Origin of the sequence: Arthrobacter silviterrae, from assembly GCF_011045165.1 — a bacterium.
GTDB classification, from domain to species: Bacteria; Actinomycetota; Actinomycetes; order Actinomycetales; family Micrococcaceae; genus Specibacter; species Specibacter silviterrae.
The window spans coordinates 133,972-156,150 of the sequence record NZ_JAAKZI010000004.1; the positions used below are offsets into that span (position 1 = coordinate 133,972).

20 protein-coding genes are annotated in these 22,179 nt (G+C 65.9%); 14 read left to right on the forward strand and 6 right to left on the reverse strand.

Going from position 1 to position 22,179, the window contains the following annotated elements:
• Positions 1-45: 45 nt before the first annotated feature.
• From G6N77_RS20275 to G6N77_RS04225, 9 genes are all read left to right on the forward strand, one after another.
• Positions 46-1,023, forward strand: coding sequence for an FKBP-type peptidyl-prolyl cis-trans isomerase (locus tag G6N77_RS20275; protein WP_165180752.1), 978 nt, complete (start codon positions 46-48; stop codon positions 1,021-1,023).
• Between the two features lie 26 nt (positions 1,024-1,049).
• Complete coding sequence (locus G6N77_RS04190; protein ID WP_165180753.1) at positions 1,050-1,445, forward strand: FKBP-type peptidyl-prolyl cis-trans isomerase; 396 nt, start codon at positions 1,050-1,052, stop codon at positions 1,443-1,445.
• Positions 1,446-1,550: 105 nt separating this feature from the next.
• Complete coding sequence (locus G6N77_RS04195) at positions 1,551-3,671, forward strand: helix-turn-helix transcriptional regulator (protein WP_165180754.1); 2,121 nt, start codon at positions 1,551-1,553, stop codon at positions 3,669-3,671.
• Between the two features lie 9 nt (positions 3,672-3,680).
• A complete protein-coding gene (locus G6N77_RS04200; protein ID WP_165180755.1) occupies positions 3,681-4,052 on the forward strand; it encodes a hypothetical protein in 372 nt (123 codons plus the stop codon).
• A 23-nt stretch (positions 4,053-4,075) separates the two neighbouring features.
• Positions 4,076-4,360 (forward strand): Sec-independent protein translocase subunit TatA, encoded by a 285-nt coding sequence (gene tatA / locus G6N77_RS04205; RefSeq protein WP_165180756.1) that lies wholly within the window; start codon positions 4,076-4,078, stop codon positions 4,358-4,360.
• 59 nt (positions 4,361-4,419) lie between these two features.
• Complete coding sequence (gene tatC, locus G6N77_RS04210) at positions 4,420-5,214, forward strand: twin-arginine translocase subunit TatC (protein WP_165180757.1); 795 nt, start codon at positions 4,420-4,422, stop codon at positions 5,212-5,214.
• A 65-nt stretch (positions 5,215-5,279) separates the two neighbouring features.
• Positions 5,280-8,156, forward strand: coding sequence for a DEAD/DEAH box helicase (locus G6N77_RS04215; protein ID WP_165180758.1), 2,877 nt, complete (start codon positions 5,280-5,282; stop codon positions 8,154-8,156).
• Between the two features lie 84 nt (positions 8,157-8,240).
• The gene (locus G6N77_RS04220) at positions 8,241-9,866 is read left to right on the forward strand and encodes an amidohydrolase (RefSeq protein WP_165180759.1); all 1,626 of its coding nucleotides are present in this window, start codon (positions 8,241-8,243) and stop codon (positions 9,864-9,866) included.
• A 503-nt stretch (positions 9,867-10,369) separates the two neighbouring features.
• A complete protein-coding gene (locus tag G6N77_RS04225) occupies positions 10,370-11,098 on the forward strand; it encodes a polyprenol monophosphomannose synthase (RefSeq protein ID WP_165180760.1) in 729 nt (242 codons plus the stop codon).
• A gap of 108 nt (positions 11,099-11,206) precedes the next feature.
• On the opposite strand, the gene G6N77_RS04230 is transcribed toward G6N77_RS04225, so the two are convergent.
• From G6N77_RS04230 to yczR, 4 genes are all read right to left on the reverse strand, one after another.
• Positions 11,207-11,548: an RNA polymerase-binding protein RbpA gene (locus G6N77_RS04230; protein ID WP_165180761.1), complete on the reverse strand. Its 342-nt coding sequence runs from the start codon at positions 11,546-11,548 to the stop codon at positions 11,207-11,209.
• A gap of 292 nt (positions 11,549-11,840) precedes the next feature.
• The gene (locus tag G6N77_RS04235) at positions 11,841-12,776 is read right to left on the reverse strand and encodes an SPFH domain-containing protein (RefSeq protein ID WP_165180762.1); all 936 of its coding nucleotides are present in this window, start codon (positions 12,774-12,776) and stop codon (positions 11,841-11,843) included.
• Positions 12,777-12,866: 90 nt separating this feature from the next.
• Positions 12,867-13,352, reverse strand: a complete 486-nt coding sequence (locus G6N77_RS04240) for an NfeD family protein (RefSeq protein ID WP_165180763.1) — start codon at positions 13,350-13,352, stop codon at positions 12,867-12,869.
• 62 nt (positions 13,353-13,414) lie between these two features.
• Complete coding sequence (gene yczR, locus G6N77_RS04245; protein ID WP_165180764.1) at positions 13,415-14,824, reverse strand: MocR-like transcription factor YczR; 1,410 nt, start codon at positions 14,822-14,824, stop codon at positions 13,415-13,417.
• 59 nt (positions 14,825-14,883) lie between these two features.
• On the opposite strand from yczR, the gene yczE reads away from it, so the two are divergent.
• A complete protein-coding gene (yczE, locus tag G6N77_RS04250; protein WP_205677972.1) occupies positions 14,884-15,546 on the forward strand; it encodes a membrane protein YczE in 663 nt (220 codons plus the stop codon).
• A gap of 74 nt (positions 15,547-15,620) precedes the next feature.
• Here the strand turns inward: yczE and G6N77_RS04255 are convergent, their stop codons facing one another.
• Both G6N77_RS04255 and G6N77_RS04260 read right to left on the reverse strand, forming a co-directional pair.
• Positions 15,621-16,505 carry a putative RNA methyltransferase gene (locus tag G6N77_RS04255; protein ID WP_165180765.1) on the reverse strand — a complete coding sequence of 295 codons (885 nt, stop codon included), beginning with the start codon at positions 16,503-16,505 and terminating at the stop codon, positions 15,621-15,623.
• Between the two features lie 31 nt (positions 16,506-16,536).
• The gene (locus G6N77_RS04260; protein WP_370875200.1) at positions 16,537-17,190 is read right to left on the reverse strand and encodes a peptide deformylase; all 654 of its coding nucleotides are present in this window, start codon (positions 17,188-17,190) and stop codon (positions 16,537-16,539) included.
• 216 nt (positions 17,191-17,406) lie between these two features.
• Here G6N77_RS04260 and acnA point away from each other — a divergent pair, with 216 nt between their 5' ends.
• The 4 genes from acnA to G6N77_RS04280 all read left to right on the forward strand — a co-directional run bounded on the left by acnA (position 17,407) and on the right by G6N77_RS04280 (position 22,173).
• Positions 17,407-20,217 (forward strand): aconitate hydratase, encoded by a 2,811-nt coding sequence (acnA, locus tag G6N77_RS04265; protein ID WP_165180767.1) that lies wholly within the window; start codon positions 17,407-17,409, stop codon positions 20,215-20,217.
• Positions 20,218-20,332: 115 nt separating this feature from the next.
• Positions 20,333-20,875, forward strand: a complete 543-nt coding sequence (locus tag G6N77_RS04270) for a GNAT family N-acetyltransferase (protein WP_165180768.1) — start codon at positions 20,333-20,335, stop codon at positions 20,873-20,875.
• 132 nt (positions 20,876-21,007) lie between these two features.
• Positions 21,008-21,742, forward strand: a complete 735-nt coding sequence (locus G6N77_RS04275; protein ID WP_165180769.1) for an aminoglycoside phosphotransferase family protein — start codon at positions 21,008-21,010, stop codon at positions 21,740-21,742.
• Positions 21,739-22,173, forward strand: coding sequence for a GNAT family N-acetyltransferase (locus G6N77_RS04280; protein WP_165180770.1), 435 nt, complete (start codon positions 21,739-21,741; stop codon positions 22,171-22,173). The genes G6N77_RS04275 and G6N77_RS04280 overlap by 4 nt, the downstream gene beginning before the upstream one ends.
• Positions 22,174-22,179: the final 6 nt, after the last annotated feature.

Consider the following 22,179-nt stretch of genomic DNA (forward strand, 5'->3'; position numbering starts at 1 on the left):
CAGCAACGCAAAAACTTCACCCGTCCTGCCATCGAAAGTGTCTCTGTGCGTCGAATTCTTGCACTCCTCCTGCCCTTGCTCCTGCTCGTGACAGCGTGTTCATCCGGAAACTCCTCCTCGCCGTCCTCGGCGTCAGCAACCGGCAGCCCCGTTGCCGTGCCGGCGTCGAACGCGGCAGCCCTGGCCTCCGTCAAGGTGGTGGACCAAGGCAAGCTCAAGGCACCGAAGGTCACCTTCACCATGCCGCTGGCCGTCAGCGCCGAATCCATGAAGGTGGTCCAGGACGGCACGGGTGCCAAGGTCGCCGACGGCCAGGTCATGGAGTTCCACGAGATCGCCCTTGACACCAAGACCGGCAAGACCCTCGGGGAGAACTTCAGCAAGGCTGCCGGCAGCAGCCTCACACTGTCCCCGACCTTCAAGGCGCAGTACCCGCTGGTTTACACCACCTTTGCCAGCGTCAAGGTCGGTGCCTTCATTGCCTATGCAACCCCCGCCACGCCGGCCGTCCCTGCCACGGCGTCCGCACCCGCCCAGGCTGCACAGCCGGCCTCGCTGAGCGTCTTCCAGGTCACTGCCACGAAGGACCCCGCCAAGCTCATGAGCGCCGCGGATGTCGCCGCCCTGGCCAAGGCCGGCGGCCTGCCCACGGCAAAGTTTGACGCCAAGGGCATCCCGAGCATCACCATTCCGAAGAAGTCCGCCCCGGAAAACCTGGCCGTCCAGGTCCTGACCGAGGGCACGGGCGAGGTCATCAAGGCCACCGACTCCATCTCCGCCAGCTACACCGGCTGGGCCTGGTCCGACAGCAAGAAGTTTGACTCCAGCTTTGACAAGGGCGCCCCCGTCACGTTCAGCCTGGCGCAGGTCATCCCCGGCTGGACCATGGGCCTGGCAGGCCAGAAGGTGGGCTCCACCGTCATGCTGAGCATCCCCTCCACCCTGGCCTACGGCGACAACCCCTCCCAGGGCCAGCCCGCCGGAGCCCTGGTGTTTGTTGTTAAGATTGACGCGAAGAAGTAATCACCCCCAACTACGCAAGGAGCACCATGTCCTTTGGTACCCGCGACTACGACCGCACCAAGCCTGAAATAGACTTCCCGGACCACGCCGTCCCCACTGAACTGGTGATTGAGGACCTCATTGAGGGCACCGGCACCGAAGTGGTTCCCGGCAGCACCGTCTCCACCCACTACGTCGGCGTGGCCTTCTCCACCGGCGAGGAATTCGACTCCTCGTGGGGCCGCGGCACGCCGCTGGACTTCCGCGCAGGCGTTGGCCAGGTCATCCAGGGCTGGGACCAGGGCCTGATTGGCATGAAGGTGGGCGGGCGCCGCCGCCTCGAAATCCCCTCCGAGCTGGCGTACGGCTCCCGCGGGGCCGGCGGGGCCATTGGCCCGAATGAGGCCCTGATCTTCGTTGTGGACCTGGTGGCTGTCCGCTAGCTTCCACCCAGCAGCTTTGCTGCCGGGCACCGCGCCGGCCCCCAAGTTCCGCTTGGGGGCCGGCCTTTTGCGTCCTGCCGACACTGCGCCCAGTAGGCTGGTGCTGTGTCAAGCAAAATCTCAGCGACGGAACGCATGCTCAACCTGGTCATTGCCCTGCTGGGCACCAGCCGCGGGCGCAGCCGGCACTTCATCCGGGAGAATGTCAACGGCTATGCACGCACCGCCGCCACGGCTGCGCTGGAGGCAACGGCCGGGCCGGCCTTCGAGCGCATGTTTGAACGCGACAAGGACACCCTGCGCGAGGTGGGCATTCCCATCACCACCACCACCAGTTTTGACGAGGAGGACCAGGAACAGGTCCTGTACCGGATCAAGCCGGCGGACTACCGAGTTCCCGAGGTCAGGCTGAGCGAAGATGCCATGACAATGCTGGCCGTCGCCGCCAACTTGTGGTCCGAAGCGGCGTTTAGCGCCGCCGCGCAGTCCGCCCTGCGCAAGGTCGCCACCCGGGCGGGCCTGGGCTGGTACGACGACGAAGCCACCGTCCAGTCCAGGGTGCGCACCCTTGAGCCGGCATTCGAACCACTCTGGACAGCCCTGCGTGAAAGCTCGGAGGTCACCTTTGACTACCGCCCGGCCGGTGCGGCGACAACCACTTCACGTGCTGTCCAGCCGTGGGGATTGGGCAGCAAGTACGGCGAGTGGTACCTCTCCGGTTTCGACACGGCCCGGGGTGCTCAGCGCAATTTCCGTCTTTCCCGAATCACCTCGTCCGTGGTTCCGGGGCCTGCCGGCTCCTTTGAACGTCCGGAGGGCTTCTCCATCGCCTCCGTGCTGGACGCCCTCGGCTCAGGCACGGTGCACACCGCACGCATCAGCGTGCCCGCAGGGACCGTCCACGAGCTGCGGACCAGGGAGGGTGCCACAGTCGAAACCGACGGCGCCGTCCCCGGTAGGGACATATTGACCGTCGCCTACCGCGAGCCCGAACTCATGGCAGCTGACCTCGCCTCGCTTGGAGCGGGAGCCGCTGTCATTGAGCCGGGCACACTCCGCCAGGCCGTGGCCGGAAGCCTGCAGGCCGCCCTGGCAGCCGCCGAAGAGCCAACGCCGCTGCCGGCCGGCACAATTGCCGCGGGGACCTCCGGCGCCCTTCCGCCCCTTGGCCCGGCACTGCCGCGCACCCCCGCCAAGCGGAACACGACACGCGACAGGCTGGTCAGGCTGCTGTCCATGGTGCCGTTCATGGTGGCCAACCCAGGCATTCCCGAGGAGGAACTCTGCTCCGAATTCGGCATTTCCGGACGGGAGCTGGAGGCTGACCTGGGCACCCTCATGGTCAGCGGCCTGCCCGGCTATCTTCATGGTGACCTGATGGATGTCACGACGGAACACGGGCAGGTATTCATCCGTGACGCCGAAACGCTCGCCAGCCCGCTGCGCCTGACCCAGGAAGAGGCATGCGCCCTGCTGGTGGGGCTGGACGCGCTCAAGGCAGTGCCGGGCACCGACAAGGCCGATGCCCTGCAAGAGGCCATCACCCAAGTCAAGAGGGTGGCGGGGCCGGATGCCTGGCTGGCCGACGCCGTCGCACTTCAGCTGCTTACCGGCACCCAGGCGGAGACGATTTCCGTGCTTCAGGGACTCATCCGGGACGGGCAGGCGTGCCATGCCGGCTACCTGGTGCGCAGCCGCGACGAGCTCACGCAGCGCACCATCGAACCGCGGCGCATCTACTCCATCGACTCCACCTGGTACGTGCGCGCCTGGTGCCGGACTGCCGGCGCCCTGCGCAGCTTCAGGGTGGATTTGCTCAGCAATCTCACCCCTGCCGGCCCGCAGCTCAATCCCGCCCCGGACACCGCTGTGGATGGGGGAAGCGACGGTGCCCCCTACACACCGGGCGACCACGACCATGAAGTACTGCTGCTTGCCGAGAGTTCCACTGCCGGGCGGCTTGCCCCGGCCTACAACGCCACCCTGCACCGCCTCGTCGGGGCAGCCGGCGGGGAGATGGCCGTTCGCATGCTGGTGGGGGAGCCCGCGACCATTCCGCCGCTGCTGGCCCGCCTGGCAGGGCATGCCAGGGTGGTGCACCCGCCGGAATTGCGCGAAAGCGCCAGGGCATGGCTTGCGGCAGCTGCCGCCAGCTATGCCGGGGAAGGCAGTGCGCATCACGCTGTGGGCGAAAGCTCACCGGCAACACCCGGACTGGACGGATAGAATCGGCCCATGCCTTGGTGGTTTTGGATAGTCCTGTGGATTGCGCTGACGGCGCTGTCGCTCCTTTTTGTCGCCGCGCTGGGGTTCAAGGTGTGGCGTGATGCCACCAAAACCATGCATGCGGCCACTGCCATGGGCGACGCCCTCAACGCGCACTGGGACGATCGCAGCCGGAAGCTGAAGGCAGTGCACGTCACAGAGCCGCGAACCACCGTTCCGGGCGCGGCGGTTTTTGCAACGCCTGAACAAATGAAGGATGATTACCTAGCCGCCAAGGAAGAACGGCAACTTGCCCGGCTCCAACGGCGCGTCGCCCGCAGGAAAGAACGCGGACAGCTCCAATCCTTGCGCGACATCAAAGCTTTGGAAGACGTAGGATGAACCAAAAGGAAAGGCGTTAAACCGTGGGAAGACTTTTTGAGAGCCCTTGGGCGATCACCATCATCATCATCGTAGTTTTGTTGCTGTTCGCAGCACCCAAGCTGCCGGGCATGGCACGCAGCCTTGGCCAGTCCATGCGGATCATCAAGTCCGAGGTCAAGGAAATGAAGAACGACGGCAAGGACGAGAAGCCCTCCGCCGCGCCGGGCACGGATGCGCCGATGGAAGGCAAGATCGTCAACAACCCGGCGCAGCCTGACAGCAACACGGGCGACGGTACCGGAACCGGTACCGGCGCTCAGTCATAGATACCGCCACAGCACCGGTGAACGGGCACAAGGGCCGGAAAGCCAATCCGGAAGGGCGGATGCCGCTCAAGGCGCACTTGATCGAAGCCCGCAACCGGCTTTTCAAGAGTGCCCTGGCGATGCTGCCGGGCGTGGTCATCGGGTGGATCCTTTACGATCCGATGATGGAGGCCATCACCCAGCCGTTGCGGGACATCAGCACTGAGCGCCACATTGTGGCGTCGCTGAACTTTGAGGGCGTCACCACCTCCTTTGACCTGAAGATCCAGATCTCGCTGATTTTGGGCCTGATCATCGCCTCTCCCGTGTGGATTTACCAGCTGTGGGCCTTCATCACCCCCGGGCTGACCAAAAAGGAACGCCGTTACACGCTGTCCTACATGGCGGCTTCGGTTCCGCTGTTTCTGGCCGGCATCTTTGTGGGCTGGATCATCTGGCCCAACATTGTCCGCGCGCTGACGTCCTTCACCCCGCCCGGGGGCACCAACATCATGAAGGCCATCGACTTCCTGCAATTCGCCCTGCAGCTGATGCTGTTCATGGGCGTGGCCTTCCTGGTCCCCGTGCTGTTGTTTGCCCTCAACGCCATTGGCCTGGTCCGGGGCACCACCTACCTCAAGGCGTGGCGCTTCACCATCCTCGGCGTCACCATCGTCTCCGCCATGGCCGCCCCGGGCTCCGACGTCATGTCCATGTTCTTCCTGGCCGCCCCCTTGCTGGTCCTGTACTTTGGCGCGATCGGGCTGTGCATCCTCAATGACAAACGCCGCGACCGCCGGGCTGCAAAGCGGGCCAATGAGACGGACGCCACGGCTGACATTGCCACGCCGCTGACGGACCTCGAGGAACTGTAGGAAGCGTGAGGCCCGGCGGTCCGCCGTCGTCCTTTGGGCGGCGGGTCCTGACGTAGGCTGGAAGCATGCCAATGCCTGACCTCCCCACACCTGCCGAGCGTTACGCGGCTTCCCGGGACGCCTCCGCGGACTCGGGAACCCTGCTGGGAAGCTTCAAGCAGACCTTTGACTTTGACCTTGACGACTTCCAACTCACCGCGTGCCGTGCCATGGTGGCAGGCCGCGGTGTTTTGCTGGCAGCGCCCACCGGGGCCGGCAAGACCATTGTGGGCGAGTTTGCCGTCTATCTGGCCCTTGCCGGCGGCAACAAGGCCTTCTACACCACCCCCATCAAGGCCCTGAGCAACCAGAAATACCAGGAACTGGCCCGCAAGTACGGACCCGAGAATGTGGGCCTGCTGACGGGGGACACAAGCATCAACTCCGAGGCGCCCGTGGTGGTCATGACCACCGAGGTGCTGCGCAACATGCTCTACGCTGACTCGGACACCCTCTCCGGGCTGGCGTACGTGGTCATGGATGAGGTCCACTACCTGGCGGACAGGTTCCGCGGGGCCGTCTGGGAAGAAGTGATCATCCACCTGCCCAGCGAGGTTTCAGTGGTCTCCCTGAGCGCGACAGTGTCCAACGCGGAGGAGTTTGGGGCGTGGCTGGGCACCGTCCGGGGAGACACGGCCGTGGTGGTCTCCGAGCACCGGCCCGTTCCGCTGTGGCAGCATGTGATGGTCCAGCGCGACATCGTGGACCTGTTTGCCACCAACCAATCCTTCGACGAGGCGGCTGCGGAAATTGCGGCCAGCCCGGATGCCACGGCCGCAACCGCCGTGCCGCCGCGCTTCAAGGTCAATCCTGAACTGCTCAAGCTGGCCCGGAGCGAATCCGGCGGCTCGCACCGCAGCCGGCAGTCCTACGGTGCCAGGGCCGGGCGCCGGGAACGCAGGGACCGCTACGGTTCCGACCACTCCTCCGCGGGCACGGGGATGGTCAAGCGGGCCAGCCGGCCCCAAGTGATCAGGGCGCTGGAAAGCCGGGACCTGCTGCCGGCCATCACCTTCATTTTTTCAAGGGCAGCCTGCGACGCCGCCGTGCAACAGTGCGCGGCCGCCGGCCTGTGGCTGACCACCCCGGCCGAACGCAGTGAAATTGCCGACCGCGTTGATGCCGCCACCGCCCAGCTGCCCGATTCCGACAAGGAAGTGCTGGGCTACTGGGCGTGGCGCGACGGGCTGCTGCGCGGCCTGGCCGCCCACCATGCCGGCATGCTGCCCAGCTTCAAGGAAGTGGTGGAGGGGCTGTTTGCCGACGGACTGATCCGCGCCGTGTTTGCCACCGAAACGCTGGCCCTGGGCATCAACATGCCTGCCCGCACCGTGGTGCTGGAGAAGCTGGAGAAGTTCAACGGAGAGGCCCATGTGGGCATCACCGCGGGCGAATACACACAGCTGACGGGCCGGGCGGGCCGGCGGGGGATCGACGTCGAAGGGCACGCAGTGGTGCTGTGGCAGCCGGGCACCGACCCGACCGCCGTGGCCGGGCTGGCCTCGCGGCGCACCTATCCGCTCAATTCCAGCTTCCGCCCCACCTACAACATGAGCATCAACCTCATGGCGCAATTTGGCCGCCAACGGACCCGCGACATCCTTGAATCGTCCTTCGCGCAGTTCCAGGCAGACCGCTCCGTGGTCGACCTGGCCCGGCAGGTCCGCTCCCGCGAGGAATCCCTGGCCGGGTACGAGAAGTCCATGAGCTGCAGCCGCGGCGACTTCACCGAATATGCCAGGCTCCGCCGTGAGCTCTCCGACCTGGAATCCGGTGCTTCCAAAAACCAGGCCCGGCAGCGCAAGGCCCTGGTGGCCGAGTCGATGGCCCGGCTTCGTCCCGGGGACGTGATCATGGTGCCGGCAGGGCGCAACCCGGGCCACGCCGTCGTGCTGGTGGCTGATCCGCAGTCCCGCGAGCCGCGCCCCGGCGTTCTTTCGGAGAACCGCGAAGTCCGCCGCCTGGGCATCCACGAACTCCACGGCCCGGCCGGGGTGCTGGCCCATGTGCGCATTGGCAAGGGTTTCAATGCCAAGCTCCCCAAGGACAAGCGCAATCTGCTGGCCGCCGTGCAGGATGCGCTCGCGCAGGCTGCCACACAGCCCCCGGACCGCCAGGCGGCCTTCGCGATGTCCGGCACTGCCCGTGGCCAGGAGGATGCCATCGACACCCTGCGCCGGGCGCTGCAGGCCCACCCGTGCCATGGCTGCCCGGACCGCGAGGACCATGCGAGGTGGTCCGAACGGTGGTGGAAGCTGCGCCGGGAGACGGACGGGGTGGTCCGGGCCATCCAGGCACGCACCAACACGATCGCCAAGACCTTCGACCGGGTCAGCGAACTACTGGCCGCCTACGGCTTCGTCGAGACGGACGACGGCGGCAACCTGCGCCCCAGCGCGGACGGCCAGCGGCTGCGGCGCGTCTATGGCGAAAAAGACCTCCTGATCGCCCTGGCCCTGCGTGAAGGCGCCTTCGACGACCTGGACGCGGCCGAGCTGGCGGCCTTTGCCAGTGCACTGGTTTTCCAGGCCAAGAGGGACGACGGCGGCATGCGGCCCAGGATGCCCAGCATCAGCCTGGAGACTGCCGTGGATGCCGTGGTGCGGCTCTGGTCGGTGCTGGAGGATGCCGAGGAATCGCACCGGCTGCCCTTGACGGGGGAGCCGGAGCTGGGGCTTGTCTGGCCCATGTTCAAGTGGGCCAAGGGGCGCACGCTGCAGGACTCGCTCAAGGGTACGGACCTGGCTGCCGGCGACTTTGTCCGGTGGACCAAGCAGGTCATTGACCTGCTGGACCAGCTGGCCACGGTGCCGGGAATGCAGGGGGAATTCCCCCGGTTGTGCATTTCGGCCATCGAGCTGGTGCGTCGCGGAGTGGTGGCCTACACCACCGTCGTGGAGTAGGCCACCAGGGCAGCCTTCATCGGCCCACGCCCCGCTGCCGGGCAATGGATTAATCGAAAAGTTCCTGAAAGGACCCACCCAGCCATGTCACTCACCATGTACCGCAACGGTTCCGTCTACAGCGCAGGGGACCCGTTTGCCACGGCCATGCTGGTGGACGGCGACACCGTGGCGTGGGTAGGTTCCGAACATGCCGCAACCTCGCTGCTGGATTCGCGCATGCACGTCATCGACCTGGGCGGTTCACTCATCACCCCGGGGTTTGTGGACTCCCACGTCCATGTCACGGAGACAGGCCTGGCGCTGGACTCGATTGACCTCTCCGGGGCACGCTCCGCCCAGGACGCCCTGGAGCTGGTGGCACAGGCAGCTGCCGCCACCACCGGCATTGTGCTGGGGCACGGCTGGGACGACTCGTCCTGGCCCGCCGGCGTCCGCCTCGGCGCCGCGGAACTGGACAGGGCAACGGGCGGCCGTGAGGTGTACCTGGCCCGCATTGACGTCCACTCGGGCATTGTTTCGGCAGCCCTGGCCGCACGGCTGGGCCTGGCCGGACTCCCCGGATGGGACGGGGCCGGCCTTGTCTCCGGCGCCGCGCATGCGGCCGCCCGCGATGCAGCACGCCAGCTTGCCCCCGCCGACCGCCGCCGGGTCCAGGAACGTGCACTCCGCCACGCGGCTTCCAGGGGCTACGTGGCCCTGGCGGAGATGGCGGCGCCCCACGTCGGCTCGGCGGCAGACCTGGCCCAGCTGGCCAGCCTGACGGCCTTTGATGCCACGGACGCCTTCCCCGAAGTACTGCCCTATTGGGGGCAGGCGGTCTCGAACGCCGGGGAGGCCAGGGAACTGCTGGCGTCGCTCGGAACGCCCGTGCTCGGCCTGGCGGGGGACCTGAACATTGACGGCTCCCTCGGCTCACATTCGGCCTTCCTGCGCGAGCCGTATGCGGACGCCGCCGACGGCCGCGGACAGGCGCACCTCACCGTCGAGGAGGTGGCCGCCCACCTGGCCGCCACCTCGGAACTGGGCATCCAGGGCGGCTTCCACATCATCGGGGACGGCGCCATGGAGATCGCCGTCCAAGGGCTGGCGCTGGCTGCCCAGCGCGTGGGCATTGAGAAGGTGCGGGCTGCCGGCCACCGCTTTGAGCACGCTGAAATGGTCGACGACGGCGCCATGGCGGCACTGGCCCACCACGCCGTCACGGTTTCCGTCCAGCCCGCCTTTGACGCCCAGTGGGGCGGTGAGGACGGGCTGTACGCCCGGCGCCTGGGGTCCGGCCGGGCAGCCACCATGAACCCGCTGGCCCGCTTCTACGCCGCCGGGGTGCCCATCTGCTTCGGCTCGGACGCCCCCGTCACACCACTGAGCCCGTGGGACAGCGTCCGGGCTGCGCTGAACCACCACCAGCCCGGACAGCGGATCTCGGCCCGTGCCGCGTTCATTGGCCACACCAGGGCGGGGTGGCGTGCGGCCCGTGGCACCAACCCCCTCCTGGGCCAGTTGGGGCCCGGTGCGCCTGCCAGTTTCGCCGTGTGGGAAATTGAGGAACTGATGGTCCAGGTTGCCGACGAACGCGTGCAGTCCTGGTCCACGGACCCGCGGGCGCGCACGCCGCTGCTGCCCGCTCTCGACACGGAAAACGACCCACGCTGCCTGCAAACGGTCCACCGCGGCCGGGAACTCTTCGCCGCAACCGACTTCGCCTAGCTCCACAGCTGTCCGGGCGACACGCCGGGGCCGACACGCCCGCCGAAGCAAGTTTTTGCAGACGCCAAATGTGCCCCTGAACTGCGGCGATGCACATCGGCGCAGGTCACGTCCGCATTGACAGCAGGCCTGGGGACAATTAGTTTTTATTGAAGCGGACACCCCGAACGGGGCTCCCAAGCCGGTCAGGGGAAACCGCGGGCCGGTGCTTTGGGAATGGGTTCACGCGCCAGTAGAAAACAAACAAGGACTCCGGCCCGCCGCCGGACCCTGCTTGGCCCGAAGGCGCGTGGGCCCATTCCTTTCCCGCAGCCCCGCCTTGGCCGTGCGCGCTGCCACGCCCGTCCTCCCGCCCTTCGCTCCCATGAGCGTCCCCTATACTGGGGACGTGGCGCCTCACTGCTGCCGCACGGACTTTTCAAGTCCCCTGCAGCCCAGGCCGGCAAGCACCTTTCGGTTTGGCGCCCCTTTTTTTGCTACCCACACGGAAAGGCACCATTCTGTTGCGTGTCCTGACAATCATCCCCACCTACAACGAGCTCGAGTCACTGCCGAAGACCCTCGCCCGGCTCCGTGCGGCCGCGCCCCAGGTCGACGTGCTGATAGCCGATGACAACAGCCCGGACGGGACAGGCGCGCTGGCGGATGAGTTGGCCTCAGCAGACCCCCAGGTGCACGTGCTGCACCGCGCGGGCAAGGAAGGACTCGGCGCGGCGTACCTGGCCGGCTTCACGTGGGGCCTGGACGCAGGCTATGACGTCCTGGTGGAAATGGATGCCGACGGCTCGCACCAGCCCGAACAGCTTCCGCTGCTGCTCGACGCCGTCGAACAGGGCGCTGACCTGGTGCTGGGCTCCCGGTGGGTTCCGGGCGGAAAGGTGGTCAACTGGCCCCTGCACCGCAAGCTCATTTCCACGTGCGGCAGCCTGTACTCCCGCATCCTGCTAGGAATCTCCGTCCGTGACATCACCGGCGGCTACCGGGCATTTCGCCGCACCACCCTGGAAGCCCTCAACTTCGACGAGGTGGAGTCGGTGGGCTACGGCTTCCAGGTGGACATGCTGTGGCGGGTGTGCCAGCTGGGCATGAAGGTGGTGGAGGTACCCATTACGTTTGTGGAACGTGAATTCGGCGCCTCAAAGATGAGCGGCAACATTGTCCAGGAGGCCATGCTCAATGTCACCAAATGGGGCCTGGCCGCCCGGTGGAAGAAGTTGACCGGCCGCAAGTAGGCCAGGCCCGCGGTCCGGGCACACAAAAAATGGCGGACGGTCCCGAAAAGGGACCGTCCGCCATTTTTGTGAGCTATTCCCTGACGATTTGCTGGCCAAGGCCGGGCGTCAGACCTTTTCGCCGCGACGCTCCCGGAGGATGGTGAGGCGGTCGGCAAGGATGGTCTCCAGCTCGGGCAGCGAGCGGCGCTCCAGCAGCATGTCCCAGTGGGTGCGGACAGGCTTGTCATTGGAGCGGTCGGGTGCTTCCCCGTTGACCAGGAGGGCTTCCTTGCCGGTCTTGGACACCCAGGTTGCCGGAATTTCAGCTTCGGAAGAGAATGTCACGAACACCTGCTCGCCGTCGGCGCAGCGGTATTCCACACGCTGCCGAGGTGCCGGCTCAACGCCCGACTCCGTCTCCATGCTTTGCGCACCCAGGCGCATGCCCCGCAAGCTACGATCGCTCATGATTTCTCCCTAATGTTGTTGCCCGCCCCTGTGGGGGAGCCGGCGTCCTGGCCCGCGCCGTGGCGTTCAACGCCCCGGCACGCACCCACGTTCCTCTTAGATTCAACGCACGGTCAGCCGCCGTTGTTCCAACGGCGCTTCCCCCGGCAAAGACAGTGCAGAAGCAGTTCCCAGGAACTGCCCCGCGGCGGCCTGAAAGTTGGCAGGCTGCGCAAAAACGCCGCGCGGCCAAGCACCCATTATACGTGCTTGGCCGCGCGGCCGGGTCCGCCTCAGGGGCGGCTGCCCGTGATTACGGCAGCTGGTCGCGGGCGACGTCCGCGGAATCGTCCGAGTCGCCGTTGGTGGAACCGAGCACGTTGCCGATGCCCTTCAGGGCCTCGCCCACTTCGCTGGGAATGATCCAGAGCTTGTTGGACGAGCCGGAGGCGATCTTTGGCAGCGTCTGCAGGTACTGGTACGCCAGCAGCTTCTGCGTCGGGTTCCCCTTGTGGATGGCGTCAAACACCTTTTGAATGGCCTGGGATTCGCCGTCTGCGCGGAGGATGGCCGCCTTGGCGTCACCTTCCGCCTTCAGGATGGAGGACTGCCGCTCACCCTCGGCCGTCAGAATGGCCGACTGCTTGGTGCCCTCGGCGGTCAGGATCGCAGCGCGGCGGTCACGCTCTGCGCGCATCTGCTTTTCCATGGAGTCCTGGATGGACAATGGCGGATCAATGGCCTTGAGCTCAACACGGCTGACACGGATGCCCCAGCGGCCGGTGGCCTCGTCCAGGACGCCGCGCAGCTGGCCATTGATCTGGTCACGGGAGGTCAGCGCCTCCTCCAGGTTCAGTCCGCCCACCACGTTGCGCAAGGTGGTGGTGGTCAGCTGCTCAACAGCCTGGATGTAGTTGGCAATTTCATAGGTGGCTGCACGCGGGTCCGTGACCTGGAAATACACCACGGTGTCAATGGAGACCACCAGGTTGTCTTCCGTGATGACCGGCTGCGGCGGGAAGGAAACCACTTGTTCGCGAAGGTCCAGCAGCGGAAGCAGCCGGTCCACAAACGGGATAAGGACCGTCAGCCCGGGATTGAGCGTGCGCTGGTACTTGCCGAGCCGTTCAACCACCCCGGCGCGTGCCTGCGGAATGATCCGCACCGAACGCACCAGGACAATGACAACGAATATCAGCAGGACTATTACTACAAAAAGCCAAACTACTGCTCCGGCTCCATCTGGCATGAAATCCCCTCTTTTCTTGTTTCATGGAAAGCTTGTTCCGTGCGCCTTTTGGCACAGGAAATTTCGTGCAGCCGCCCGGCAGCGAGGCGCTCAGGCGGTTGTTGCGGCTGTTCCCGTCGGCCGGTGCGCGCCGGGGGAGCTGATGATGGCCGTGGCGCCGTCAATCGCGGACACTTCCACCCCTGCCCCTACGGGGATTTCCGCCCCGCCGCGTATGCGCGCCGTCCAGACATCCCCGCCGATCTTGACCAGGCCGGAGTTGGTGCTGACTGCTTCAAGCACCACGGCCGGGTGGCCAATCAGGCGGTCCACATTGGAAAGCTGGTCCGCCGGCCCGCGGCGCAGGTGCGCCAGCGCGAGCGGCCTGATCAGCACGGTGGTGGCCAGCGCCACGACGCAGAAGATGACAATTTGCAGCCATAGCGGGGCATGGAACAGGAAGGCCACCAGTGCCGCCAGTGCACCAACGGACATCAGGATGAAGTAGAGGTTCAGCGTCAGCATTTCGGCAACTGCGAGCAGCAGGAACACGGTCAGCCAGATGATCCAGCCGAAGTCATTAATCCATTCGAGCATCGAGTCCCCCTTGGTGACTTAACGTACAAATGAGCCTACTACGTAAAGGTGTGAATAGCCCGTTAGATAACCGCCTGCAGGGGGATGCGCAAGGGCTCGGCGCCCACACTGGAGCTGATGCGGGCGAGGATGTCAACGCCGTCGCGCAGTTCGGCGTCACCGTAGCTGAAGGGCAGCCGCAGGAATCTCTCAAACGCCCCGTCCAGGCCAAAGCGCGGCCCGGGCACCAGGCCCAGCCCCTCGCTGCGGGCGGCCAGCGACAACGCCGAAGTGGAGATCGAACCGGTGTTGATCCACAGCGACATGCCGCCGTCGGGCACGGCCACGTCCCACTCTGGAAGCTGTTCCGCCAGCAGCCCCACCAGCAGGTCCCGGCCATGCCGCAGGGCCTTGCTGCGGCTGGCGGCCAGGAGGGGCAGGTCCCGCAAAAGCTGGGTGGCCACCAGTTGTTCAAACAAGGGCGTTCCCAAGTCCGACGACGGCCGGTTGCGCAGGAGCCTGGCGAGGACTTCGCGGCTGGCCCGGATCCAGCCGATGCGGAGACCGCCCCAGGCCAGCTTGCCCAGCGAACCGAGCGTCACCACGTGGGGGCTGAAACTGGCCATGGCGGGCATGGGGCCGCGGTCGATGTCAAGCGGTGCCGTTGTCTCATCGACCACCAGCACCGTCCCTTCGCGCTGGGCCGCGGCGGCCAGGTACTCACGTTCGTGGGCGGGCATGCTCATGCCCGTGGGATTGTGGAAGTCGGGCATCAGGAACGCCATGCTGGGGGCCGTCCTGCGGATTTGCAGCAGCGCCTCCGGCAGGTCCCAGCCGCCGTCCTGCCGGACAGGGAAGGCAACGATCCGGGCACCGAGCGAATTGAAGGTGTCCAGGGCATGGGGGTAGGTGGGCTGTTCCACCATGATCCGCTCACCGGGGGAGTACAGCGTCCGGGCGACCAGGTTCAGTGCATGCTGGGCGCCAATCGTCACCAGGACCTGGTCGGCGGAGGTGGGAACGCCGCGGTCCCGGTAGCTTTGCGCGATGGCCTCACGCAGGTCGGGGAGACCCACCATGTCGAAGCCGTCGTGGCTGAGATAGGCGGGAATTTCCTCTGCGGCTGCAGTGAAGGCGGCAGCCAGCCCGGGCCAGGCGGGTGCCGTGGCCTTCGTGAAGTCCAGCGGCAGCCCACTGTTGAGGGCGTGCTCGCCGCGTTGGCGGCCGGGCAGGATCAGGGTGCTGCCGGAGCCGCGGACACTGGCGAGGTATCCGTCGTCGCGCAGTTTTGAGTACGCGGCAGCCACAGTGGTGCGGCTGAGGGCCAGGGCGTTGCTGAGTTCACGTTCAGCCGGCAGCCTGGCCCCGCTGGAAAGCCGGCCGTCCATGAGCAGTACGCGGATCCTGTCAGCCAGGGCCCGGTAGGCCGGCCCCGCCTGCCGCCATTCACCCAGTTCGCGGGCCAGTCGCCGTCCGGTGACGAAAGTGTTCATAAAGCCACCTTAGACGAATTGGCACTACTGCATAAGGCCAGTTTCCCTAGACTTGACTCATGCACCGTTTCTTCACGACCCAATTTCTTCCCGTCCGCCTACTGAGGCTGCTGGTGGGCCTGGCCCTCTATGGCACGGCCATGGCGCTCATGATCCGCGGCAACATCGGGGCCTCGCCGTGGGACGTGTTTGCCCAGGGGGCGTCGCGCACCACAGGGATCTCATTTGGCTGGTGCACCATCATCATCAGTGGAATCGTGCTTTTGTTTTGGATTCCCCTCAAGCAAATGCCGGGCTTCGGCACCATTGCCAATGCCATCCTCATTGGCATCTTTGCCGACATGGGGCTGGCTGTCATTCCCCAGGCAGACCACCTGGTCCTCCAGGCCGGCCTGTTCATTGCCGGGCTATTCATCCTGGCGTTTGCCACAGCCCTTTACATTGGTGCCGGACTGGGCCCCGGCCCTCGCGACGGCCTCATGACCGGGCTGGTCCGCGTGTCAGGCAAGCCCGTGTGGATGATCCGCACCAGCCTGGAACTGTCAGTGGTGGTGGTTGGCTTCTTCATGGGCGGCGTGGTCGGTGCGGGCACGGCGGCGTTTGCCCTGTTCGTGGGTCCCCTCACACAGCTGACCCTGAGGTGGCTGCACGTGGATCTGCACAGCCGGAACTTGAAGGCAGGCGCGTCCGACCAGGCCGCCACCCACGCCCCCACCCGTTGAGGTTGGAGATAACCACGCCCCCACCCGTTGAGGTTGGAGATAACCACGCCTAGGATCGGTGGTTATCTCCAACCTCAACGGGGGCGGAAGGTGGAGATGGTGAATTCGGCGGTGGCCCGGGTGGACTCAGGCAGTCCCGCCAGTGTGCCGGCCAGCTCTCGGGCAGCGGCATGATGCCCGGCCGGTCCCATCAGGGCCACGTTGCGGACATCCGCAGGAGCCAGCAGGAGCGGGATGGTCACGGGCGTGGCGGACTCCAGGGCAAAGTATCCGGCCAGTGATTCAACCAGGTTGGCCTCTTTTTCCGCTTGGATCCCCAGCATCCCGGCCTCCTGCGCAATCTCGAAAAGGTGCCCCGGCCTGGGTGTCACCACCACCAGGCGCCCCTCCGGACGGAGAACGCGGGCAAATTCAGACGCGTTGCGGGGGGCGAAGACAACCAACACGGCGTCCGCCCGCCCCGCCTCCACCGGCAGCGGCTGCCACAGGTCCCAGACCAAGTTGGCGGCTTCCGGGTTGCGCCGGGCCGCGCGGCGCAAGGCAAACTTTGAGATGTCCAGGCCGACGGCGGCAAAAGTGTCCGCGCCCTGTACCGGAATAGATTCCCGGACTTGCTGCAGGTACCATCCCGTTCCGGTGCCGGCGTCCAGCAGCAAGGGGGTCGTTCCGGGGGAGTGCGCGGCACTGGCCGCGAGCGCGCTGCCCACGATGGCTGCAAGTACTTCCGCCAGCGGCCGGTAGTGGCCGGCGTCAAGGAAGGCATCCCGGGCGGCCACCATGTCCGCGGTGTCTTGGGAGAACTTGGTGCCGTTCCCGGTGAGCAGGTTGACGTAGCCTTGGCGTGCGATGTCAAAGCTGTGGCCATCAATGCATTTGAGGGCAGTTTCCCCGGGCAGGGGTTCCATGAATTCGAGCCCACACACGGGGCAGAGCAGGGCGTCGACGGCGCTGGGTTCCATGCCTCCATCCTAGGCGGGGCGGAACCGAGGGCTAAAAGTTCAACACCGCCTGCGCCTCCGCAATTCCGGGGCGTGCCCAGTACGCGGCGTATTCGGCGTCGGAGGCCAGGGAGCGGGTGTGGGCCTTGTCCAGGTACACCGTGCCGGAGAGGTGGTCGGTTTCGTGCTGGGCTATTCTTGCCTGCCACCCGCCCAAGCGGCGCGTGCGCGCGGAGCCGGTCTCGTCGTCGAACGCCAGGTCAATGGTCGCCGCCCGGTCCACCACGGCCTGCCAGCCCCGCACCGAGAGGCAGCCTTCGTAGTGGGAGGCCGTCTCCGCCCCGACGGGTGTGTAGTGCGGGTTGAGGATGGCGAAAAATTCCATGGGTTCACGGCTGCGGGCGGCGGCGTTTTCGGCCGGGACATCGTACAGGTCCTCGAGCACGGCCAGCTGGAGGGGGATGCCGATCTGTGGCGCCGCCAGCCCTACGCCTGGGGCGGCGTGCATGGTGGCGCGCATAAGTTCGATGAGCCGGGCCAGGTCTGCGTCGACAATCTGGCCGGTGAACGGCACAGCCTGGGCGCGCAGGACGGGGTGACCGGCCTGCACGATGGGCGGCAGGGACTCCGATTCAAGGACCGCGGCCACCATTTCCCTCACGTGCGTGTCGGTAAACAGGACCTTGCCCGCTGCGGGGCTACCCACGGGAAGTCCCCGGCTGCAGCCTGGCGTGTGGGCGGCCCTTCCATTCATCCCGTATGCGGTCCATGTCCATGGGTTGCCCTCCGTTGTTCGAGTATTTGCACCCATTGTGCCAAGGGCCCGCGGGCATTGCGTACTTAGGGGACCCTGCCACGCCCTTGCCAAACATTTTGTTCTGGCTAGTGTGGGCTAAAAGGGCAGCTGAGAAAAGGGACCGACATGTCTTCCAACAGTTTCGATGCACGTAGTGAACTCACCGTCGACGGCCAGGCTTATGAAATCTTCCGGCTGGATGCCGTTGAAGGTTCGGCCCGGCTGCCCTACAGCCTGAAGGTCCTGTTGGAAAACCTGCTCCGCAATGAGGACGGAAGGCTGGTCACCGCCGAGCAGGTCCGCGCTGTGGGCAGCTGGGACCCGGCTGCGGAGGCCAATGCGGAAATCCAGTACACCCCGGCGCGGGTGCTCATGCAGGACTTCACCGGCGTCCCATGCGTGGTGGACCTGGTGGCCATGCGGGACGCCATGTCGGAGCTGGGCGGCGACCCGAAGAAGATCAATCCGCTGATTCCGGGCGAGCTGGTCATTGACCACTCCGTCATTGCCGACGTGTTCAACGTCCCTGGCGCATTTTCCATCAACTCCGAGTTTGAGTTCCAGCGCAACCAGGAGCGCTACCAGTTGCTGCGGTGGGCGCAGCAGTCGTTCAACGATTTCCTGGTGGTGCCGCCGGATACGGGGATCTGCCACCAGGTCAATCTCGAATACCTGGCCCGGGTGGTCTTCACCCGCGAGCACGACGGCGTCGTGCAGGCCTATCCGGACACCCTGGTGGGCACGGACTCGCACACGCCCATGGTCAACGGCCTGGGCGTGCTGGGCTGGGGCGTGGGCGGCATCGAGGCGGAGGCCGCCATGCTGGGCCAGCCCATGAGCATGCTGGTCCCCCAAGTGGTGGGTTTCAAGCTGACCGGCGAGCTGCCCGAGGGCACCACCGCCACCGACCTGGTGCTCACCGTGGCGGAACTGCTCCGCAAAACCCGTGTCGTGGGCAAGTTCGTTGACTTCTTTGGCCCGGGCGTGGCAAACGTGCCCCTCGCCAACCGCGCCACCCTGGGCAACATGAGCCCGGAGTACGGCTCCACCTGCGCCATCTTCCCCATCGATGCCGAGACCTTGGACTACCTGCGGCTGACAGGGCGCAGCGAGCACCAGATCAAGCTCGTTGAGGCATACGCGAAGGAACAAGGAATGTGGCACGATCCGAACCACACGCCGGATTACAGCCAGGTGGTGGAATTGGACCTGGCCACCGTGGAAACCTCCATCGCCGGCCCCAAGCGCCCCCAGGACAGGATTCCGCTGCGCAGCGCCAAGCGGGCCGTTCGCGGGCTGTTGGCCGGAGAATCCCAGGAGGTTGCCGTGCTGGCCGGAGGCCTGGACGACGCCGGCGATGAGTCGTTCCCTGCGAGCGACCCGGTGGCCATCAGCTCCCGGATTCCCCGCGACGAGCCGCCGCGCACCTTCCAGGACTCAGCCGGGGACGACGGCGTCGAACTTGAATGGCCCAGCAATCCAGCCCAAGTGATGCTGGACGGGCAATCCGTCACCATGGACCATGGCGACGTGGTCATTGCCGCCATCACCTCCTGCACCAACACCTCCAATCCGTCAGTCATGATCGGGGCCGGGCTGCTGGCCAAGAAGGCCGTGGAGCGCGGGCTCTCCAGCAAGCCCTGGGTCAAGACCACCCTGGCGCCGGGCTCCCGCGTCGTCACCGACTATTTTGACCGCGCCGGGCTCACCCCGTACCTGGAAAAGCTCGGTTTCGACCTGGTGGGCTACGGCTGCACCACCTGCATCGGCAACTCCGGCCCACTCATCCCCGCGATCAGCCAGGCCGTCACCGCAAACGACCTCAACGTCTCGGCGGTCCTCTCCGGAAACCGCAACTTTGAAGGGCGCATCCACCCCGAAGTGAAAATGAACTTCCTTGCCTCCCCGCCCCTGGTCATTGCCTACGCCCTGGCCGGCAGCATGCACGTGGACCTGCTGAAGGACCCGCTGGGCACCGACTCGGACGGCCAGCCTGTCTACCTCAAGGACATCTGGCCGACGACGGCGGAAATCAAGGCAGTGGTCAACGCCAGCCTCGAGGCGCAAATGTTCACGGACGGATACGCGGACGTCTATCACGGCGACGACAATTGGCGCGGCATGCACGTGCCGGAGGGGGACATGTTTGCCTGGTCCGAGGAGTCCAGCTATGTCCGCAAGCCCCCGTACTTCGATGGCATGGCCCGTGAATCGGAACCCGTACAGGACATTGTGGGCGCCCGGGTGCTGGCCCTGCTGGGGGATTCCGTGACAACCGACCACATTTCCCCGGCCGGCAGCATCAAGAAGTCCTCACCTGCCGGTGCCTACCTGCTCGAAATTGGGGTGGCGCAGGCCGACTTCAACTCCTACGGCTCCCGGCGCGGCAACCACAATGTGATGATCCGCGGCACCTTCGCCAACATCCGGCTGCGCAACTTGCTGGTGCCCGGCGTCGAGGGCGGCTTCACCAGGCGCTCCGCCGACGGCCCGGTGGAGACCATCTTCGACGCCTCCAACGCCTACCAGGCCGAGGGCACGCCCCTGGTGGTCATCGCCGGGACGGACTACGGTTCAGGGTCCTCCCGCGACTGGGCCGCGAAGGGAACCATGCTGCTGGGTGTCAAGGCCGTCATCGCAGCGTCCTTCGAGCGCATCCACAGGTCCAACCTGATCGGCATGGGTGTCCTGCCCCTCCAGTTCAAGGACGGGGACACGGCCGAATCGCTGGGACTGACCGGCATGGAAAGCTACTCGGTGGTCGGGCTGGCAGGCACCAGCCCGCTGCCGCGCGAGGTCACGGTCCGCATCGAGTCCGACGGCGGCACGCGGGACATTGCCACCACCCTGCGGATCGACACCCCAGCGGAGGAGGCGTACTACACCAACGGGGGAATCCTGCAGTACGTGCTGCGCCAGCTTTTGGACGCCCAATAGGGTGCCAGCCGCGGCGTGGAATTCCCGCGGCCAATGGTTGCCCCGGAACACTTTGTTATGCAAACGGAAGCTGGAACACAAGCTGGAAGGGGTGCACACCGTGCATGATGGATAGATGGAGAACATAACTACGGAACGACTTTTACTGCGTCCATGGCACGACTCTGACGTTGATTTTGTCTATGACCTGTACTCCCGCTGGGTGGTGCAGCGCTTCATCGGCAACGAGCCGAGGGTCATGGAAAGCCGCAGCGAGGCGGAGGAACGCCTGGCTCGATTCCAGGCCATCGACCACCCCGTGCACGGCATCTGGGCCGTCACCCGGAAGGAGGACGGCGCGCCGGTGGGAACATTGCTCCTCAAGCCGATCCCGGCCTCAGGCGACGAACCGCTCAAGCCGTCCGGCGACGTCGAAATCGGCTGGCACCTGCACCCCGACTACTGGGGGAGCGGCTTCGCTTCCGAGGCTGCCGAGGCTGTGCTGGAGCACGCCTTCGCCCACGGGCTGGAGCGGGTGGTGGCTGTCACCAATCCCGCCAATGAAGCATCCCAAAATGTGTGCCTTCGCATCGGCATGAAGGCCAAGGGCTTGTCCAAGAAGTACTACAACGCCACCTGCGAACTGTTTGTAGCCAAAAACCCGGCCGCGGATTCATAGCCCGGGAGGGCCAGTCAGCACTGCCGGGCGAGCCTGTCCGGGCGCAGGATGCCGAAACGGCCTTTGGAGGTCGATATATCGGGATCCATAGTCCATCTCGCCATCCGCCATAAATCTGAACCAGGGGCCAGCATGACTGAACTGCTGCCGGGCGGCAACATGAACGCCGTGGAGCGCGACGGCGACACCGTGACCCGGCATGCCGGGCCATGGACGCCCACGGTGCACCGCTATTTGCGTTACCTTGTCCGGGCCGGCGTGGACTGGATCCCTCAGCCGCTCGGCATTGAAGGCACGCGGGAGCGCCTGACCTTCGTGGGGGGAGAGGTGCCGCTGTATCCGCTTCCGGACTGGGTGTGGGAGGAGCACGTGCTGGCCGACGGCGCCCGCCGGCTCCGTGAGCTGCACGACGCCAGTGTTGGCTTCGGCCTGGACAACGCGGTGTGGCAGTCGCCGGCGAAGGTGCCGGCTGAAGTCATCTGCCACAACGACTTTGCCCCGCACAACCTGGCCTTCGCCAATGGTCGGGTGGTGGGCGCCATCGATTTTGACATGTGTTCCCCCGGCCCGCGTCTGTGGGACCTGGCCTATTTCGCCACCCGCGCCGTGCCATTGACGCAGGAGCCCATGCCCGGAGCGCCCGGGATGGGCCAGGCCCGGAAGCGTGTCCAGGTCATGTTGGATGCCTACGGCTCCGACGCCACCTGGGACGACGTGCTCCGCCTGGCAGTCATCAGGTTGTGGGACCTGGCGGACCTGTCGCGCGAGAAGGCCCTTGAGCTCGGCAAGCCGGAACTGGACGACGACGCCGACGTGTACGTTCGCGACGCCCGGTTCCTGGCTGCATTAAGGATGGATGAGAAATGAAGGAGGACGTGCCCGCTCTCGCATATGACTCTGGGGCAACGCCTGACTTGGCGGAGTTGCTGGAGCTGTACGGCTCGGTCGGCTGGTCGGCTTATACGAAAGAGCCACAGACGCTGGTAGCGGCACTCCGCGGCTCGACCACCGTCGTTTTGGCCAGGGCGGCTGGCCGCCTGGTGGGCCTCGCCCGTGTCATCTCCGACGGTGCCACCATATGCTACCTGCAGGACGTGCTTATTCACCCCGATTATCAGCGGCTCGGCATTGGCCGCGAATTGGTGGCCCGCGCACTCCAACCGTATCGGCAGGTTCGCCAAAAGGTGTTGCTGACTGACGACGGGCCAGGTCAGAAATCCTTCTATGAGGCGCTGGGCTATCGGGACACGGGCGACTTCCGAGGGGGTACGGTGAGGACTTTTGTGCGCTTCGACTAAAAATAG